Source organism: Luteimonas terrae, assembly GCF_004358165.1.
GTDB lineage: Bacteria > Pseudomonadota > Gammaproteobacteria > Xanthomonadales > Xanthomonadaceae > Luteimonas > Luteimonas terrae.
The window spans coordinates 1607357-1626286 of record NZ_SMTG01000002.1 but is presented as its reverse complement, the minus strand read 5'-3'; the positions used below and the strand labels follow the sequence as shown (position 1 = coordinate 1626286).

Here is an 18930-nt window from a genome sequence, read left to right as displayed (position 1 = left end):
ACGCCGCGCATTTTTCGCGCAAACCGATCCCGCAACCGCGAAAACGCGCGCGCACCGGCACGGTCGGATTTACGTTGCGGTCGGGTGGGTGATCCTGTTTTCACCACGTCCGGCGTGCACGCGCGCGCTGCATGCGGACGCACGATGCGGAAACGCGCGCGTGCATTCTTGCCTTGTTTTATGGGGTTTCGATGACGCGTCGTTCGCGCAGCGCGCGTTGACATGCAGTGCGTCGATGCGTGTGCATGTCGGCGACGCGGCGAACGTGCAGGCACATGCGTCGGACCGCCCGGAAAAAAAATGCGACGACCTGTTGACAGTGGAAAAAACCGTGATTAGGTTTCGCGGCAACAGACGCCCGCCACAAGAACGAGTGAGTCGAGCCACGACACCATCGCGCAGCACAACTCGGACCTCCGCCAGGAACATCATAAGGTGGATGCGGGCATCGTCTCCGCTGCGAAATCACACACACCTCATTCCGACCTCCGCGACCGACGTGGCGCGTGCAGGTCTTCCGTTTCATCGGGGCGATGTCGTGCAGTCGACGACCCACCCTATCGAATCCGGTCCGATGCGCGGTGCGCGTCGGCGGGTGTGCGCGGGTCCGACTCCCGCGTGCCGTTTGAGAACTGGGCCGCTGTACATGCAAGTCCACTGACGAGGAGAGTCATCCCATGGCCACCAAGAAAGCTGCAAAGAAGGCGCCTGCGAAAAAGGCGACCAAGAAGACCGCAAAGAAATCCGCTGCCAAGAAGGCCGTGAGCAAGGTCAAGAAGGCAGTGAAGAAGGCTGCGAAGAAGGTCGCCAAGGTCGCGAAGAAGTCGCCGGCCAAGAAGACCACCAAGAAGGCTGCGAAGAAGAAGGTCGCCGCCAAGAAGACCGCCAAGAAGTCGACGGCCAAGAAGACCGCGAAGAAGGCGACCAAGAAGACCGCAACCAAGAAGGCCGCCAAGAAGTCGACTGCCAAGAAGACTGCGAAGAAGGCGACCAAGAAGGCTGCGACCAAGAAGACTGCAGCGAAGAAGACCGCCAAGAAGTCGACCGCCAAGAAGGCGACCAAGAAGGCTGCGGGCAAGAAGGCTGCAACCAAGAAGACCGCGACCAAGAAGGCCGCCAAGAAGCGTGCGCCGGCCAAGCGTGCGAGCAAGAAGTCCGCGCCGGTCGTGATCCCGCAGATGCCGACCCCGCTGATCTGACGTCACGCGTTCGCGTCACCGAAAGCGCTTCCTCCGCGTGCCCAGGCGGAGGAGGCGTTTTTTTTGCCGGTTGTTTCTGCCGGCGCAGCTCGGGCCTCGACAGGGGTGCCCGACCTGACGCCATTGGGGTCAGTGCACGGTGGCTGCATCGCAACCCTTCGCAGGAGACGGAAGCAGCGGAGCCCGCAGCCTGCCGGCGTCGAACACCGGGCCGGTTGGCCACTCAGAAACCGGAAGCACACGCGCGCCGTCAGGCGCGGCGCTTCACTCCGGCGTCGCCGCCGCCCGCTGTGACGTGCTGCCGCCCGACGACGGCACTGCCGGTGCGTGCGAACGCTGGGCATGCAGCGTTTCGAGGTTGGGATCGACGTCCAGCCAGCGCTGCGGCGGCAGGCCGATCGCGCGGTCGAGGATCGTCGGCAACATGCCCGAAGGCAGGCTGCTCTCGCTGTTCCACAGCACGACCATGCCGAAGTCGCGCCCCGGGATCATCGCCATCAGGCCCCGGTAGCCCTGCACCGCGCCACCATGGAACACCACGCGCTCGCCGGCGTAGTCGTAGACGCGCCAGCCCAGGCCGTAGCCCGCGGCATCGAGACGGTCGCGACGCCAGGAGGAATTGCGCATCTCCGGCGGCGTGCCGACGATCGGCGCCTGCAGCGTCGCCAGCAGCGGCGCGGGCAAGACGTCGGGGCGATGGCCGGTCTGCGCGACCAGCCACTGCGCCATGTCGCTGATGCTGGCGTTGACGCCCGCGGCCGGTGCCAGGCGGTAATAGGTCGGCTTGGGCATCAACGAGGTCCAGCCACCGCCGGCGCGCACGTGCGGCTTGGCCCAGCGGGTGCTGGCCTGGATGCCTTCGAGCCCGTAGCTCGCATCGTTCATGCCCAGCGGTTTGAAGATCCGGCGCGAGACGGCCTCGCTGTAGAACTGGCCGGACGTCGCGAACACCACGTCGCCGACCAGGCTGAAGGCGACGTTCTGGTAGGCGTAGCAATTGCCCGGCTGGCAGGTCATCGGCAGGGCCGACAGGCGCTGCACCAGATCGTGATAGTCGGCGTTGCGCTCGATGTCGCGGTCGTAGGCGTTGCGACCGATGCCCACGCGGTGGCTCAGCACGTCGGCGACGGTGAGCTGCTGCGCGGCGGACGGGTCGGAAAACCGCAGCGACGGCAGGTAATCGACGACGTGGCTGTCCCAGCGCAATGCGCCTTCGGACACCAGCATGCCGGTCACGGTGCCGGCGAAGGACTTCGACAGCGACGCGAGTCGGAACACGGTGTGCGCGTCGACGGGCTCGGCCGCCTTGACGTCGGTGATGCCGTATCCGCGCGCGCTGAGCACCTGGCCCTTGTGCACGATGGCCATCGCCAGGCCGGGCACGCGCTGGTTGGCGACCAGGTCCTGGGCCATCGCTTCGAGCAGGGTGACGTCGAACGTGGACGCCAGCGGTCGCGTCTGGCCGGGCACCATCGGCTGTGGTTTGACCGCGTCCTCGCGGCTGACGACGGCGGGGTGTTCGTCGAGCGGCACGATGGCCGCGATGTCGTCCTCGCCCTCGTTCTCGACGACGTCCGCGGAGGTCGGCGACTGCGCGGCCGTGCCGAGCGCGGCAGGCATCAGCAGGCCGATCAGACCAAGCCGGACGAGCGGCCGGCGCAATGGATGTCGGCTTTTCATCGGCGCTGCCCCCTGCGTATGCTTCTGGTGCTGGGGGCGATGATAGCGCCTGCATCCTGGATTGCATGAACAAGGGGAAGTTCGATGGGTAGCGCGTTGATCCTGCTGGTTTTGTTCCTGGTCGTCGTCGGCGGCTTGGCGTTGTGGGGCGTCGGCATCTACAACGGGCTGATCACCGCCCGCAACGCTTACAAGAACGCGTTTGCGCAGATCGATGTGCAGCTGCAGCGTCGCTTCGACCTGATTCCCAACCTCGTCGAGACGGTCAAGGGCTACATGCAGCACGAGCGCGAGACGCTCGAAGCGGTGACGCAGGCACGCACTCTCGCCCAGGCCGGTCTGTCGGCGGCCAAGGCCGATCCCGGCGATGCCGCGGCGATGGCGCAGCTGGCGCAATCGCAGGGTGCGCTCAACAGCGCGCTGGGCCGACTGCTCGCGGTGTCGGAGGCCTATCCGGACCTCAAGGCCAGCCAGAACATGATGCAGCTCACCGAAGAGCTGACCAGCACCGAGAACAAGGTTGCGTTCGCGCGTCAGGCCTACAACGACTCGGTCATGGCCTACAACAACAAGCGCGAGGTGTTCCCGTCGAGCGTGCTGGCCGGGATGTTCAACTTCAAGGAAGCCGCGCTGCTGGACATTCCGGCAGACCGCGCCGAAGTGCGCGACGTCCCGAAGGTGTCGTTCTGATCCTGGCGTCCGCGCGTTTTGCCGAACGCGCCTGACCGGGACTGTCCGCGATGAACTTCTTCGAACGTCAGGCCCGGGCGCGACGCAGCAGCTCGCGGCTAATCGTGCTGTTCGCGCTGGCGGTGCTGGCGATCGTCGTCGCGGTCGACCTGATGGTGCTGCTGGTCATCGGGCCGCGTCCCGGCGCGTTGCTCGCCTCGACCGTCGTCGCGCTGGCGGTGATCGGCATCGGCTCGCTGTTCCGCATCGCCTCGCTGCGCGGTGGCGGCGAGCCGGTCGCGCAGCAGCTCGGCGGCGTGCCGGTGGCCGAGGACACGCGCGATCCGCAGCTGCGCCGGTTGCGCAACGTGGTCGAGGAGATGTCCATCGCGTCCGGCGTGCCGGTGCCAAAGATCTACGTGCTCGAGCAGGAAGCGGGCATCAACGCCTTCGCCGCGGGCTATTCGACGTCGGATGCCGTCGTCGCGGTGACCCGCGGCGCGCTCGACCGGCTCAATCGCGACGAGCTACAGGGCGTCGTGGCGCACGAGTTCAGCCATATCCTCAATGGCGACATGCGGCTCAATGTCCGGCTGATCGGTGTGCTGTTCGGCATCCTGATGATCGGCATCATCGGCCGCAAGATCCTGCTGCACGGCCGCGGCTTCCGGAACAGCGCGACCATCATGGTGGTCGTGGGGGCGATCGCGGCGATGTCGGTCGGCAGCCTGGGCATGTTCTTCGGTCGCATGATCAAGGCCGGCGTCAGCCGCTCGCGCGAGGTGCTGGCCGACGCATCGGCGGTGCAGTTCACCCGCCAGACCGCGGGCATCGCCGGTGCGCTGAAGAAGATCGGCGGACTCGACGGCGGCTCGCGGCTCGCCCATCGCGAGGATGCCGAGGAAGTCAGCCACATGCTGTTCGGTGACGGCGCCGGCCTGCGCGGTCTGTTCGCCACGCATCCGCCGCTGCTGCAGCGCATCCAGGCGCTGGAGCCGGGTTTCCGGCCCGAACATCTGTCGCGCCTGCAGGCGCAGTGGCTGGCGAACCCGCCCGACGGCCTGCAGGAAGACATCGCGCTGGGTCTGGTTGCGCCGGGCGAGGCGCTACCGCAGGTCGACCGCGCGCTGGCAGTGACACCGCCGATGGTCGCCGCCCAGGTGGCGCATCCGCACGACGACGATTACCAGCGCGCACACGCGGTGGTGGCTGCGATCAGTGAGCCGCTGCACGACATCGCCACGCACCGCGAAGCGGCCATGCCGCTGATCCTCGGTCTGCTGCTGGATGACGATGCCACGGTGCGCAGACGACAGCAGGTCGAGATCGCCGCGCGCCTGGGTGCAGCCGCTGCAGACCACGCCGCGCAGCTGCGCGAGACGCAGTTGCAGGATCTGCATCCGATGCTGCGCATGCCCCTGGCCGCGCTGGCGTTCCCGGTGCTGCGCCGGCGCCCGCGCCCGCAGCTGGAAAGCTTCCTCGACACCGTGCACGCGGTGGTCCACGCCGACGACCAGGTCTCGTTGTTCGAGTACTGCCTGGGACGTCTGCTGGAGGTGCAGCTGCGCGAGGCGCTCGATCCCGCGCGCTACATCCGTTTCGGGCGTCGCAAGCCGGGCAACGTGAAGCAGGAATTCGCGACGTTGCTGGCCGTGGTCGCGCAGGCCGGCAATCCGGGCGATCGCGCGGCCGCGCAGCATGCGTATCTCGCCGGCATGCAGCGCGTGCTGCCGCGCGACCATCTGCCCTACGCGCCGCCCGCCGGCGGTGTGCAGGCGCTCGATGCGGTCTGGGAACCGCTGGACGCACTGGACCCGCTGGCCAAACAGGTCATGGTCGAGGCGATCACGGCCGCGGTCAGCCACGACGGTCGGATCAGCGTGGCCGAGTCGGAACTGCTGCGGACGATCTGCGGCGTGCTGCATTGCCCGCTGCCGCCGACGCTCGAGCAGTTGCCGCACTGACCAAGGTCGCAATGACGCGCGGCGCGATCGGCGCGACGATGCGGCAACGCCCGGCCGGTCTGCCCATGTCCGCTCCCCGGTTTCCGTCGACCTCGCACACCGCGCTTGGCGGTGCCTTCGTATTGCTGTGGTGCACCGGCTACATCGCCGGCAAGCTGGTGGTCGCGCATGCCGCGCCCTTGACCGCGCTGGTCTGGCGCTTCGGCCTGGCCGGTGTCTGCTTCGGTGCGTTCGCGCTGCTGACGCGCGCGCCCTGGGGCACGCGCCGGGCGATTGCGCACAGCGCGGTGGCCGGCGTGCTGATGCTGGCCCTGCAGTTCGGCGGCGTGTATCTCGCGCTGTCCTGGGGCGCGAGCGCGGGCGTCGCCGCACTGGTGATCGGCACGATGCCGCTCGCAGTGGCGCTGCTGGCGGTATGGTCGGGCGCGGAGCGACTGCGCGCGACGCAATGGGCAGGCCTGCTGGTGGGCATCGCAGGCGTGGCGCTGGTCGTCGCCGACCGTATCGACGGCGCGACCGCATGGCCCGCATGGCTGGCGCTGCTCGCTGGCCTGGCGGGTATCGCGTTCGGCACGGTGTATCAGAAACGTCACGCGTCCGATGTCGACCTGCCCACCGGACTGGCGGTGCAGAATCTCGCCGCGACCGCGATGCTGTTGCCGGGTGCGTTGTGGCTGGAGGGCTTCCGCTTCACGAACGCGGCTGATTTCTACCTGCCGATGCTGTGGACGGTGGTGGTCAATTCGATCGGCGGCTTCGCGCTGCTGTTCCTGCTGATCCGCCGCGGCGCGGCGACGCAGGTGGCCGCATTGTTCTTCCTGATGCCGCCGGTGACCGCGCTGTTCGGCACATGGACACTGGGCGAGCACCTGACGCCATTGAAGCTCGCCGGATTCGCGCTGGCGGCCGCAGGCGTGTGGATGGTGACCCGCGCGGGCGCTCGCGCCGCCTAGTCGCCGCGGATCAGCGCCGCGGCACGCTCGGCGATCATGATCGTCGGCGCATTGGTATTGCCGCCCGGCAGGGTCGGCATGACCGACGCATCGACCACGCGCAGGCCGTCGACGCCGCGCACCCGCAACTGCGGATCGACCACGGCGTCCTCGTCGCTGCCCATGCGGCAGGTGCCGACCGGGTGATAGACCGACTCGGCCTTCGCGCGGACGAAGTCCGCAAGCTGCGCATCGGTGAGATCGTCGCGTGCCGGGAAGATCGGCGCGCCGCGCACGTCGTCGAAGGCGGACTGCGCGAGGATCGTGCGCGAGATCTTCGCGCATTCGACCATCATCTTCAGGTCGAAACCATCGGCATCGCCGAGGTAGTTCGCCTCGATGCGCGCCTTGTCGCTGATGCGGTTGCTCGCCAGCGTGACGCGGCCGCGGCTGCGCGGGCGCAGGAAACAGGCGTGCAGCGTGTAGCCGTCGCCGGGCAGGCGGTTGCGGCCATGGTCGTCGAGCATCGCCGGCACGAAATGGAACTGGATGTCGGGGCGGTCGTCGGGCGCCAGCGGCGAACGCCAGAAGCCGCCGGACTCGGCGATGTTGCTGGTGCCCGGCCCCTGGCGGCCGCGCACGAAGTAGTCCCAAGCGATCGCGACGTCGCTGGCGCGGTCGTAGCTGATGCGCTGCGTGCAGTGGAACAGCGTGCAGATGTCGAGATGGTCCTGCAGGTTGGCGCCGACGCCCGGCGCATCGTGGACGACCGACAGTCCCTGCCGGCGCAGATCCATCGCCGGGCCGATGCCCGAGAGCATCAGCAGCTGCGGCGAGTTGATCGCGCCGCCGCACAGCAGCACCTCTCGCGTCGCGGGCTGATGGAAGGCGCCGCGCGCGGTCGCGTACACCACGCCGGTGGCGCGACCGTGCTCGAAGGTCACGCGGCTGGCGAGCGCGCCGGTCTGGATCGTCAGGTTGGGGCGTGCGCGCGTGGCGCGGTCGAGATAGGCCGTGGCTGCCGAACACCGCGCTCCGTCGCGCTGCGTGACCTGGTACAAGCCCACGCCCTGCTGCGCGGGGCCGTTGAAGTCGTCGTTGGCCGGCAGGCCGGCCTGCTGCGCCGCCTCGATGAATCTGCGCGACAGGGAATTGACGTAGCGCAGGTCGGACACCGTCAGCGGACCCTCGCCGCCGTGCAGCGCATCGCCGCCGCGCGTATTGCCTTCGGCATGGCGGAACCACGGCAGGACGTCCTCCCAGGCCCATCCGTCCGCGCCCTGCGTGGCCCAGTCGTCGTAGTCGCCGGGCACGCCGCGCGTGTAGCACATGGCGTTGATGGAACTCGAGCCGCCCAGCACCTTGCCGCGCGGCCACCACAGGGCACGGTTGTCGAGCTGCGGCTCGGGCGCGGTGTCGTAATCCCAGTTCACGCCCTTGCGGTTGACCAGCTTGGCCAGACCCGCGGGCATGTGGATGAAGGGATGCGTGTCGTTGGGGCCGGCTTCGAGCAGCAGCACGCGGACGTCGGGATCGGCACTGAGCCGGTGCGCGAGCACGCAACCGGCAGAGCCGGCGCCGACGATGACGTAGTCGTAGACGGGAGCAGGGCGTCGAGGCATCGCGGCACGGTAGGCAAGGGGGCTAGAGCATATGCTCCGCGCACCGCTCCGTGCCGGCGCTGCGCTGGTGGCGGTCACGGCGTTGCGTTAACGTGCCGCGGTCCGTCCGGAGCCCGCCATGCGTCCCCCCGCCATGCCGCCCCCACGCCCGCGGCTGCGCGCCGCGCTGGCGGAGTCGCCGCCGCTGTGGTGGGCGCTGCTGTACTTCTTCTGCCTGCTGTGCGGCTACTACGTGCTGCGCCCGGTGCGCGATGCGATGGGCGCTTCGTCCGATGCTTCGACTGTGTTTCCCGCCTTCCTGCTCGACTGGGCCGCGGCGCGCGGCATCGCGCTGGGCGACTTCACGCTGCAGGCGCTGTTCACCGGCACCTTCGTGGTGATGCTGCTGCTGCAGCCGCTGTACGGCGCGCTGGTGTCGCGCTATCCCCGACGCGTGTTCCTGCCGGTGGTGTATCTGGTCTTCATTGTCTGCCTGCTCGGTTTCCGCTGGGCTTTCGACAGCGATCTGTCGGGGCGCGGCGCGCTGTTCTTCATCTGGATCGCGGTGTTCAACCTGTTCGCGGTCACGGTGTTCTGGAGCTTCATGGCCGATGTGTTCGACAACGCACACGCCAAGCGCTACTACGGCTACATCGGCGCCGGCGGCACGATCGGTGCATTCGTCGGGCCGCTGATCACGACGACGCTCGTGCAGCGGATCGGCGTGGCCGACCTGACTCTGGTCTCGATCGGGTTTCTCGGCGTGTGCCTGCTGTGCATCCTCAAGCTGCGCGGTTGGGCGCGCCGCAACGAGGCCGTGCGCGGTGAGCGCGGCGAGCAGGCAATCGGTGGTTCGATCTGGGCGGGGCTCAAGCTCATCGCCGCCGATCCGCTGCTGCGCGGTCTGGCGATGCTGATGTTCTTCGGTGTCGGCGTCGGCACGCTGCTCTACAACGAACAGGCCGCGATCGTGCGGCGGCTGTATCCCACCGCCGAAGCCGCGACGCGCTACTACTCGATGATCGACTGGGCGGTCGCCGGTCTGACCATCCTCGTGCAGCTGCTGCTGACGCGCTGGCTGCTGCGGCGCTACGGCGTCGCGCCGCTGCTGCTGTTGCCGGCGGTGGCGATCCTGATCGGCTTCTCGCTGCTGTCGGCATCGCCGTATCCGCTGCTGATCGCGGTGGTGCAGGTGATGACGCGCTCGAGCGAGTTCTCGCTGGCCAAGCCCGCGCGCGAGACGCTCTACACCCGCGTGGACCGCGAGTCGCGCTACAAGGCCAAGGCGGTCATCGACACGGCCGTCTACCGCGGTGGCGACTTGACCTTCGTCTGGGTGCACAAGGCGCTGGCGACGCTGGGCTCGCAGGTGGTGTTCGTCGCCGGCATCGGCATCGCGCTGGGCATGACCTTCGGCGCATGGCGGGTGATCCGCGCCGAGCGCAGGCTTCCGGAACAGCCGGCAACGGGCCGGTCCCCGGAGCACGCCCATGGCAAGCCGTCGTGAGTTCCTCTCCCACAGCCTGACCGCCGCGGCGCTCGCGGCATTGCCGGCATCTGTGTTCGCCGCCGACCGCCCCGCGCGGCCGCTGAAGCTGCTGGTGCTCGGCGGCACAGGCTTCCTCGGCCCGCACTTCGTCGAACGCGCGCACGCGCGTGGTCACACGCTGACCCTGTTCAACCGCGGCCGCAGCAATCCGACGCGTTTCGACGGCACGCCGCTCGCCGGCATCGAACAGTTGCGCGGCGATCGCAAGGACGATCTGGCCGCCCTCGAAGGCGACCGGCGCTGGGATGCCGTGCTCGACACCTCGGCGTACTTTCCCGGCGACGTCGCGCGTAGCGCCGGGCTGCTGGCCGGGCGCGTCGGCCACTACCAGATCATCTCGTCGATCTCGGTCTACGCCCGCAACGACATCGCCAATGACGAGGACAGCCCGCTGGCGACGCTGACCGATCCGGAAACCCGCACGATCACCGGCGAAACCTACGGCGGGCTCAAGGCCGCCTGCGAGCGCGCCGCGCAGGACGCGCTGCCCGGCAAGACCTCGGTGGTGCGGCCGGGGCTGATCGTCGGTCCGGGCGATCCCACCGACCGCTTCACCTGGTGGCCGGCGCGCGTGGATCGCGGCGGCGAGATCGCCGCGCCGGGCACGCCGCAGGACCCGACGCAGTGCATCGACGTGCGCGACCTCGCCGCCTTCCTGCTGCACCTGATCGAACAGGACACGACCGGCGTATTCAATGCCGATGCCGCGCCGGGCACGCTGACGATGGGCGGCCTGCTCGACAGCTGCGTGCGGCAGGCGAAGGCGGCCGGTGGCGCGCCCGACGCACGGCTCACATGGCTGCCGGCGGATTTCCTCGAGACGCAGGACGTCAAGGCGTGGTCGGACATGCCGGTGTGGATCGCGCCGGTCGGCGAGTACGCGGGCTTCGGCAGGACGCGTGTCGACCGGGCAGTCGCGGCCGGGCTGACGCATCGCCCGATCGACGACACGGTGCGCGACACGCTGACCTGGTGGCGCGCGCAGCCCGCCGAGAGACGCGCCGCGCCGAAGTCGGGTCTATCGCCCGAGCGCGAAGCCGCCGTGCTCGCGGCCTGGCACGCGCGGAGTTCCTGATCACGCGGCGCTTACGGACGACCCAGGGCCGCGACGGTGAACATCACCGCGCCCACCGCGAATGCCACACTGAGTCCATGCACCAGCGGGTGATGCACCCGCAGCCAGACGAACTGCAGTCCCAGCCGCAGCCACCAGAACGCGGCCATGCCGCCGAGCACCGCACGTCCGAGCGGAAGCCGCGAGTGCATCGGGCATCGCGAAGCACAGCAGTGCGATGCCGCTGAATACCCAGACCAGTTGTGCATTGGCGATCTGCAGGATCGCGCGGTTCGGACGCGTCGTGCTCCGCAGTGTGCGTGGCCAGTCGAACAGGCGCCAGAAGCCGAGATGGAACAGCGCGAACCCGGCGCTGTGGATGCCGCAGGCGAAGATCAGCCCGTCGACCGTGCCCACGGCGTCACCCGCCGCGTGCCGGTGTGCGCGGCGACACCCACATCGCGATCTCCGCGCGGAACACCGTATCGCCGGCGGTGTCGCGGACGACGATCTGCATCGGCAATGCATAGCCGGCGTCCGCGGTGTGCGGTGCGAAGGCGGGCGTCGCAGTCGCATGCATCGTCCCGGTCGCCTTCCTGAGGTATTCGACCGTCATGCCTTTCGGAATCCAGCGCATCGATGCGGGAATGCTGACCTCGGTGGTCAGTCCGCCGATCAGTTCGGCCAGATTGCACAGCGCGATCGCGTGCACCGTGCCGATGTGGTTGGTCACCGCGCGGCGGTGGCGCATCGTCGCTTCGCCATGGCCGACGCGCAGCACGGTGATGCGCGGCGCGATGCTGGCGAAGTAGGGCGCCTTGCGGCAGACGAGGAATCCGAACAGCCAGGCACCACCGGGCCAGCGGACGAGCTTGTCGCGAAGCTTGAGCAATGGTGCGGTCATGTCGATCTCCGCGGATCGGAATGCGTGCGCAATAGCCGGATGCGACGACGGCGGGACTGGCCCGCCGTCGTCGAGATCATCCGCGGTCCAAGATCAGGCCGCTTCGCGCGACCGGTCGTCGGCGGCCTGCGCCGGGGCGCGATAGCCGGCCGAACGCAGTTCCTCGGTGTCGAAGTCGTCGACGGTGATCGTGTCGAGGGTGAGCTCGCGCAGTTCCACCAGCAACGCGCGCTCTTCGGCCGTGATGTGGCCTTCGCGCACGGCCTCGTCGAGCTGCGCGTCGTAGTCCAGCGCCTCGATGCCCTTGGCCTTGAGCGCCTTGAGGAACTTGCGCTCCACCGGCTCGGCTGCGATCGCCTTGGCGAGGTAGCTGTCGATACGGCCACCCGGGTTGTTCTCGCACGGGGTCAGGAACACGCCCTGGGCGAGACGCGCGCGCGCCTCGTTCGGCGCCATCAGCAGGGCGGCGACGCGACGCGACAGACGATCGCCCGGCGCTTCGGCGCGACGGCCCCACGGGAAGATCAGCGCCCACATCAGCCAGCCGATCGGACGGATCGGGAAGTTGCGCAGCGCCGCCGACAGGGCGACCTCGATCTTGTGCACGCTGTCGTGGAAGGCCCAGGCCAGCAGCGGCTGGTCGGCCTGAGGCGCGCCTTCGTCGTGGTAGCGCTTGAGCATCGCGCTGGTCATGTAGACATGGCTGAGCACGTCGCCGAGGCGACCCGACAGCGATTCCTTGAACTTCAGCTTGCCGCCCAGCGTCAGCATCGACACGTCGGCCATCAATGCGAGATTCGCGGAATAGCGATCGAGCTTGCGGAAGTAGCGGCGGGTGTAGTCGTCGCCGGGCGCGGCACCGATCTTCGCGCCGGTCAGGCCGAACCAGAACGAGCGCACCGCATTGGAAATCGCGAAGCCGATGTGGCCGAAAAGGTTACGGTCGAATTCCTCGAGACCACGCTGGGTATCCGGATCCTGCGCCGCCTTCATCTCCTTCATGACCCACGGATGGCAGAGGATCGCGCCCTGGCCGAAGATCAGCAGGCTGCGCGTCATGATGTTCGCGCCTTCGACGGTGATCGCGATCGGCGCTGCCTGCCAGCTGCGGCCGGCGAAGTTCTTCGGGCCGAGGATGATGCCCTTGCCGCCGACGACGTCCATGACGTCGCTGATGACTTCGCGGCTCATCGAGGTGCAGTGGTACTTGGCGATCGCCGAGGGCACCGACGGCACGTCGCCGCGATCGACCGCGGCCGCGGTCGCCTGCGACAGCGCGCTGATCGCATAGGCCTTGCCGCCAATGCGCGCGAGGGCTTCCTCGACGCCCTCGAAGCGGCCGACCGACAGACCGAACTGCTTGCGGATGCGTGCATACGCGCCGGTCACCACCGCACCGGCCTTCGCACCGCCCGAGGCAGTGGAGGGGAGGGTGATTGAACGGCCCACGGCCAGACACTCGTTGAGCATGTTCCAGCCCTTGCCGGCCATCTCGGCGCCGCCGATCAGCTGGCTCAGCGGAATGAAGACGTCCTTGCCGTGGATCGGGCCGTTCTGGAACGGCGAGTTGAGCGGGAAGTGGCGACGGCCGATGTCCACGCCCGGCGTCTCGCGCGGCAGCAACGCCAGCGTGATGCCGATGTCCTGCGTGTCTCCGATCAGGCCGTCGGGGTCGTACATGCGGAAGGCCAGACCGATCAGCGTCGCCACCGGCGCCAAAGTGATGTAGCGCTTGTCGAAGGTCAGGCGCACACCGAGCACGTTCGCGCCGTTCCAGTCGCCCTTGCAGACGATGCCGTAGTCGGGGATGGACGTCGCGTCGGAGCCGGCGAACGGCCCGGTCAAACCGAAGCACGGCACTTCCTGGCCGATCGCCAGGCGCGGCAGGTAGTGGTCCTTCTGCTCCTTGGTGCCGTAGTGGTTGAGCAGTTCACCCGGGCCGAGCGAATTCGGCACGCCGACGGTCGAGCTGACGACGCTCGACACCGATGCCAGCTTCTGGATCACCTTGTGGTGCGCCAGCGCCGAGAACCCCAGACCGCCGTATTCCTTCGGGATGATCATGCCGAAGAACTTGTTCTGCTTGATGTAATCCCACAGCTCCGGCGGCAGGTCGGCGTGGACGTGGGTGATCTCCCAGTCGTTGATCATGCCGCACAGCGTTTCGACGGGGCCGTCGAGGAAGGCCTGCTCTTCGGCGGTGAGCTGCGGCTTGGGATAGTCGAGCAGCTTCTGCCAGTCGGGATCGCCGGTGAACAGTTCGCCCTCGAACCCGACCGAGCCGGTTTCCAGCGCGATGCGCTCGGTCTGCGACAGCGGCGGCAGCACCTTGCGGAAGAACGACAGCAGCGGCGTGGTGACCAGCGCCTTGCGAACGGGCGCGATCAGCAGCGGCACCGAGATCGCGGCGACCAGCAGGGCGGCGACGATCGTCGCGGTCGCATTGGCGCCCAGCAGCCAGCAGGCCAGCAGCACGGTGACGGTGATCGCCGCCCAGTAGGCGAGGCGCAGGCGATGGTAGGCGGCGAAGGCGCCCACCAGCAGGAAGGCGAGGAAGGGAATCGCGACGCTCATATCAACTCCGGCAATCGGCGTGGCAGGTGGCGGAGCCGGCGCATGGCCGGCTGCACGGGCGGGTCCCGATGCTGTCCGTACGGTCGAGTATGGTGACGCGTTCCGGCGAAGTCAATGTGCCAGCCGAGGCGTGTCGGGCGTGTCGATACTGTTGCGGATGGATGCGTATGGATAGACTGTCGCGATGACCAGACCTGCCCCGAAAACCGCGGCTGCGGCCGCGTCGAACGACGCGCCGCCGCCCGAACGTCCCGGCCGACTGAGCGCCGATGACTGGGCTCAGGCCGCGCTCGACCTGATCGCCGAAACCGGCGTGCAGGCCGTCGCGGTCGAACCGCTGGCGCGCCGCCTGGGCGTGACCAAGGGCAGCTTCTACTGGCACTTCCCCTCGCGCGACGCGCTGCTGCAGGCCGCACTGGAGCGCTGGGAGAACGTCGAGCAGGAAGCACTGTTCGGCGCGCTGGAAAAAGTGCCCGACGCACGCGAACGCCTGCGCGCGCTGTTCCACATGGTCGCGCGCGAGTACAAGTCGCACGTCATCTACAGCGCGCTGCTCAAGGCCCAGGACCATGCCACCGTGCAGCCGGTCATCGAGCGCGTCTCCAAGCGCCGCCTCGACTACCTCACCGCCTCGTTCCGCCAGGCCGGCCTCGGTCGCGAGGATGCGCAGCATCGCGCGCGGCTGACCTATGCCGCCTACGTGGGATTCCTGCAGCTCAACCTGCAGCTGCACCAGGCGCGCATGCAGCAGGACGAGTTCGACGCCTACGTCGAACATCTTGCGCAGACGCTGGTGCCGGCCTGACCGCAGCGTTCCGCGTGCCGCGATGAGCCTGTCCGTCGATCTCGTCGATGCACTCAAGTGCGCCCTGCGCGCGCAGGGCATGACGTACCGCACGCTGGCGCAGCGTCTTGGCCTGAGCGAGGCGGCGGTCAAGCGCATGTTTTCGCGGCGCGCGATGACGCTGGTGCGGCTGGAGTCGATCTGCGACGTGCTCGGCATCGGCCTGGAGGAACTCAGCGGCGCTGCAGGGCGTGGTCGCGAACCGATGGCGCGCCTCGACGAGACGCAGGAACAGGCGCTGGTCGACGACCCGGCGTTGATGCTGGCAATGTTTCTGAGCATCAACCGCTGGTCGCAGGCCGATGTGCTGGCGCTCTTCGACTTCGACATTCCGAAGTGGACGCATCTGCTGATGCGGCTGGATCGGCTGGGCATCATCGAACTGCTGCCGGAGAACCGCACCCGCACGCTGACCGCGCGCAACTTCCGCTGGCGCAGCGACGGGCCGATGGAGCGGCATTTCCGCACGACGCTGCTGGGTGACTATTTCTCCGCGCCGTTTACCGGTGACTGCGATGCATTGTTCCTGTTGAGCGGCAGTCTCGGTCGCGAAGGCATCGCCCAGATGCGCGCGCGCCTCGAGGATCTCGCGCGCGAGTTCGATAGTCTGCTGGCGCGCGATGCGGGACTGGACGTCGCGGCCCGCACCGGCATCAGCCTGGTGCTGGCACAGAAGCCGTGGATGTTGCAGCTGTTCGATCGCTACAGGCGCGCGCCTGCGCGTTGAGTCGCGGAGTGTTGCGACGCAGCGCGACCGGTTGCAGATGTGACGATTAGACTGCGGCGTCCCGTTCGCAGGAGTCGCCATGAACGCAGTGCCTTGTTCGCCGCCCGAAGCCGGGACCCGCCTGCAGGCACTCGCGGACTGGGTCGCCGAGGTGGCCGCGTTGACGCGACCCGATGCGATCCACTGGTGCGACGGCAGCGATGCCGAGTACGACGCCCTGCTGTCGCAGCTGCAGGCCGATGGCACGCTGATCCCGCTCAATCCAGACACGCATCCGGGATGCTGGCTGCATCGCTCCGATCCCGACGACGTCGCGCGCGTCGAGCATCTGACCTTCGTGTGCACGCGGGATGCCGAAGACGCCGGCCCGAACAACCACTGGATGGCACCCGACGCGGCGCACCGGAAGATGGACGCGCTGTTCGAGGGCTGCATGCGCGGCCGCACGCTATACGTCGTGCCCTATTGCATGGGTCCGATCGATTCGCCACTCGCGCGTTGCGGCGTCGAGATCACCGACTCGCCATATGTGGTCGCCAACATGCGCCTGATGACGCGCATGGGCGCGCCCGCGCTGCGTCGCATCGAGCGCGAAGGCAGCTTCGTCCGCGGGCTGCACTCGCTGGGTGAGCTCGATCCGGACCGCCGTTTCATCATGCACTTCCCCGAGGAGCTGTCGATCCAGTCCTATGGCTCGGGCTACGGCGGTAACGCGCTGCTCGGCAAGAAGTGCCACGCCCTGCGCATCGCGTCGTGGCAGGCGCGTGAGGAGGGCTGGCTGGCCGAGCACATGTTGATCGTCGGCATCGAGAATCCGCAAGGCGAGACGCACTACATCGCAGCGGCATTTCCCAGCGCCTGCGGCAAGACCAATCTCGCGATGCTGGTGCCGCCGGCAACCTATCTCGAAGCCGGCTGGAAGGTCTGGACGGTCGGCGACGACATCTGCTGGATGCGGCCGGGGACCGATGGTCGCCTGTGGGCGATCAACCCCGAGGCCGGCTACTTCGGCGTGGCACCGGGCACGTCGGCGAAGTCGAACCCCAACGCGCTGGCGATGATCCAGCGCGACACGATCTACACCAATGTGGCGCTCACCGGAGACGGCCAGCCGTGGTGGGAAGGTCTCGACGATCGCGTGCCGGCGTTTGACTGGCAGGGACGTCCCTACGATCCCGCGAACGGACCGGCGGCGCATCCCAATGCACGTTTCACCGTCTCTGCGCGTCAATGCCCCAGCTGGTCGCCGCGCGCGGAGGACCCGCAGGGTGTCCCGATCAGCGCGATCGTGTTCGGTGGCCGTCGCGCGACCACGATGCCGCTGGTCTTCGAAGCCCGCGACTGGGCCCATGGTGTGTTAGTCGGCGCGACGATGGCCTCGGAAACCACCGCCGCCGCGACCGGCCAGGTCGGCGTCGTACGGCGCGACCCGATGGCGATGAAGCCGTTCTGCGGGTATCACTTCGGCGACTATTTTGCGCACTGGCTTTCGTTCGACGTGCCCGGCGCGAAGCTGCCGAAGATCTTCCACGTCAACTGGTTCCGCAAGGACGCCGACGGCCATTTCCTGTGGCCGGGCTTCGGCGAGAACCTGCGGGTGCTGGAGTGGATCGTAGGGCGGGTGACCGGTCATGCGGCTGCCGAAACATCTCCGCTCGGTCTGCTACCCGTAATCGACTCGATCCAGATGCCAGCATCCGTTCAATTGGAAACGGAGCGCGCATCAATTCTCGGTTACGAACCCGAGCTCTGGGACGCGGATCGCGCCGAGGCCGGGCGCTCGCTCGCGACTTATCGCCCACGTCTTCCTCAGGATTTCGAGACGGCACTGCGCGCTGTTCCCGAATCCTGATCGCGCTGCCAGCCGGCGACGCTGTATTGGACACCGGCATCGTGGCTAGAATCGGGTGGATGTCCTTAACGGACGTTTCGGGAAGGCAGGCGTGACCGATTCTCTGGCCGGTCTGGCCCAGGCAGCAGGGCGCGCGGCGGCAGAGGGCCGCTGGCAGGATGCCGAGCGCTTGTGGGCGCAAGTTCGCGCGCTTGATCCAGGCAATGTCCAAGCGTTGTTCAGTCTTGGCGTGCATACGTTCCAACGCGGGGATTCGCTCGGAGCTCTGGAATTTCTGCAGGATGCGCGCGCGCGCGCGCCGCGCGATCCGATGATCGTGCTGACGTTGTCGCGCGTGTTCCGCGAGCTTTCCCAGCTCGACCAGGAATGGAGCGCGATCATCGCTGCACTGGAGATCGACCCCTACTTCCTGCCCGGGCTGCTGAGCAAGGCAGAGTTCGTCGAGCGACAGCGCCGGCCCCGCGTGGCTGCGGCGATGTTCCGAGATGCCCTCAAGGTTGCGGCGGACGAGTCGCAGTGGCCCGCGGCGTTGCGTCGGAGGCTGGAACACGCGCGGAAGATGGTCAAGGATGAGACGGACGAACTCACTGGATTCCTGGCGCACCGGATCGCGGCCAGTCGCAACGCGGCGGATGCAGCCGTGGCCAATCGCTGGGACGAGGCCGTCTCGATCCTTGCCGGCCGGACGCGGCCGTATCACTCGGAATGCAACCAGCTTTTCGCCCCGCGTCTTCCTGCGCTCACGTTCTACGACGACGCGCTGTTTCCCTGGATGCATGAACTCGAGTCGCGTACCGAAGCGATCAAGTCGGAACTACAGGACATGCTGGCCAGACGTGGCGGCGAGTTCGTTCCCTACATCCAGTACCGGCCTGGAGATCCCGTCAACCAGTGGGACAAGCTCAATCATTCGCGGAACTGGAGCGGCTTTCATCTCTATGCGCATGGGCAACCCGTGCAGGAACACCTTGTGCAGTGTCCGCAGACTGCCGAGGCACTCTCGCTGATCGACACGGTCGACATTCCCGGTCTGTGTCCCAACGCCATGTTTTCGGCTCTTGCGCCGGGCGCGCACATTCCGCCCCATACCGGAGAGACGAACGTGCGTCTGGTGGCACATCTGCCGCTTGTCGTTCCCGAGGGATGCCGCTACCGGGTCGGTTACGACTGGCGTCAGTGGCGCGAGGGAAAATGCTGGGTATTCGATGACACGATCGAGCACGAAGCACGCAATGACAGCGATCAGACTCGGGTGATTCTGATGTTCGATGTGTGGAATCCTCTGCTCGGACGGGAAGAGCGGGAGATGGCTTCGGCACTCGCCGGCGCAATGCGCGAGTGGCGCAGTGGGGATGATGTGCTCTGAGGTATTCTCTTCGCG

Annotated in this window: 15 protein-coding genes; 10 read left to right on the top strand and 5 right to left on the bottom strand. The window is 67.8% G+C overall.

Features of this window, described 5'->3' with window-relative positions; all coding sequences use genetic code 11:
- Positions 1 to 677 precede the first annotated feature (677 nt).
- Positions 678 to 1199, top strand: a complete 522-nt coding sequence (locus E2F49_RS07450) for a hypothetical protein (protein ID WP_133393218.1) — start codon at positions 678 to 680, stop codon at positions 1197 to 1199.
- A gap of 264 nt (positions 1200 to 1463) precedes the next feature.
- On the opposite strand, the gene E2F49_RS07445 is transcribed toward E2F49_RS07450, so the two are convergent.
- Positions 1464 to 2879: a serine hydrolase domain-containing protein gene (locus E2F49_RS07445; protein ID WP_133393217.1), complete on the bottom strand. Its 1416-nt coding sequence runs from the start codon at positions 2877 to 2879 to the stop codon at positions 1464 to 1466.
- Between the two features lie 84 nt (positions 2880 to 2963).
- Here E2F49_RS07445 and E2F49_RS07440 point away from each other — a divergent pair, with 84 nt between their 5' ends.
- The 3 genes from E2F49_RS07440 (at position 2964) to E2F49_RS07430 (ending at position 6465) form a co-directional block, all read left to right on the top strand.
- Positions 2964 to 3569, top strand: coding sequence for a LemA family protein (locus E2F49_RS07440; RefSeq protein WP_133393216.1), 606 nt, complete (start codon positions 2964 to 2966; stop codon positions 3567 to 3569).
- A 50-nt stretch (positions 3570 to 3619) separates the two neighbouring features.
- Positions 3620 to 5512 (top strand): M48 family metallopeptidase, encoded by a 1893-nt coding sequence (locus E2F49_RS07435; protein WP_133393215.1) that lies wholly within the window; start codon positions 3620 to 3622, stop codon positions 5510 to 5512.
- 65 nt (positions 5513 to 5577) lie between these two features.
- The gene (locus E2F49_RS07430; RefSeq protein WP_133393214.1) at positions 5578 to 6465 is read left to right on the top strand and encodes a DMT family transporter; all 888 of its coding nucleotides are present in this window, start codon (positions 5578 to 5580) and stop codon (positions 6463 to 6465) included.
- Here the strand turns inward: E2F49_RS07430 and E2F49_RS07425 are convergent.
- Positions 6462 to 8066 carry a GMC family oxidoreductase gene (locus tag E2F49_RS07425; protein ID WP_133393213.1) on the bottom strand — a complete coding sequence of 535 codons (1605 nt, stop codon included), beginning with the start codon at positions 8064 to 8066 and terminating at the stop codon, positions 6462 to 6464. The two genes, E2F49_RS07430 and E2F49_RS07425, sit on opposite strands and share 4 nt — an antisense overlap.
- Positions 8067 to 8184: 118 nt before the next feature.
- Between E2F49_RS07425 and E2F49_RS07420 the strand changes: the two genes are divergently transcribed.
- The gene (locus tag E2F49_RS07420) at positions 8185 to 9552 is read left to right on the top strand and encodes an NTP/NDP exchange transporter (RefSeq protein WP_133393212.1); all 1368 of its coding nucleotides are present in this window, start codon (positions 8185 to 8187) and stop codon (positions 9550 to 9552) included.
- Positions 9536 to 10669 carry an NAD-dependent epimerase/dehydratase family protein gene (locus E2F49_RS07415; protein ID WP_133393211.1) on the top strand — a complete coding sequence of 378 codons (1134 nt, stop codon included), beginning with the start codon at positions 9536 to 9538 and terminating at the stop codon, positions 10667 to 10669. The genes E2F49_RS07420 and E2F49_RS07415 overlap by 17 nt, the downstream gene beginning before the upstream one ends.
- Before the next feature lie 11 nt (positions 10670 to 10680).
- Here the strand turns inward: E2F49_RS07415 and E2F49_RS16630 are convergent, their stop codons facing one another.
- From E2F49_RS16630 to E2F49_RS07400, 3 genes are all read right to left on the bottom strand, one after another.
- On the bottom strand, positions 10681 to 10860 hold the full coding sequence (locus E2F49_RS16630) for a hypothetical protein (protein WP_243713500.1): 180 nt from the start codon (positions 10858 to 10860) through the stop codon (positions 10681 to 10683).
- Between the two features lie 209 nt (positions 10861 to 11069).
- Positions 11070 to 11552: a hotdog fold domain-containing protein gene (locus E2F49_RS07405; RefSeq protein ID WP_133393210.1), complete on the bottom strand. Its 483-nt coding sequence runs from the start codon at positions 11550 to 11552 to the stop codon at positions 11070 to 11072.
- A gap of 93 nt (positions 11553 to 11645) precedes the next feature.
- The gene (locus E2F49_RS07400) at positions 11646 to 14126 is read right to left on the bottom strand and encodes an acyl-CoA dehydrogenase (RefSeq protein WP_133393209.1); all 2481 of its coding nucleotides are present in this window, start codon (positions 14124 to 14126) and stop codon (positions 11646 to 11648) included.
- Between the two features lie 184 nt (positions 14127 to 14310).
- Here E2F49_RS07400 and E2F49_RS07395 point away from each other — a divergent pair, with 184 nt between their 5' ends.
- The 4 genes from E2F49_RS07395 (at position 14311) to E2F49_RS07380 (ending at position 18915) form a co-directional block, all read left to right on the top strand.
- Positions 14311 to 14931, top strand: coding sequence for a TetR/AcrR family transcriptional regulator (locus E2F49_RS07395; RefSeq protein ID WP_055249399.1), 621 nt, complete (start codon positions 14311 to 14313; stop codon positions 14929 to 14931).
- Positions 14932 to 14953: 22 nt separating this feature from the next.
- Positions 14954 to 15697, top strand: a complete 744-nt coding sequence (locus E2F49_RS07390; protein ID WP_165971144.1) for a helix-turn-helix domain-containing protein — start codon at positions 14954 to 14956, stop codon at positions 15695 to 15697.
- Between the two features lie 79 nt (positions 15698 to 15776).
- The gene (locus E2F49_RS07385; protein WP_133393207.1) at positions 15777 to 17549 is read left to right on the top strand and encodes a phosphoenolpyruvate carboxykinase (GTP); all 1773 of its coding nucleotides are present in this window, start codon (positions 15777 to 15779) and stop codon (positions 17547 to 17549) included.
- A 91-nt stretch (positions 17550 to 17640) separates the two neighbouring features.
- Positions 17641 to 18915, top strand: a complete 1275-nt coding sequence (locus E2F49_RS07380; protein WP_133393206.1) for an aspartyl/asparaginyl beta-hydroxylase domain-containing protein — start codon at positions 17641 to 17643, stop codon at positions 18913 to 18915.
- Positions 18916 to 18930 lie beyond the last annotated feature (15 nt).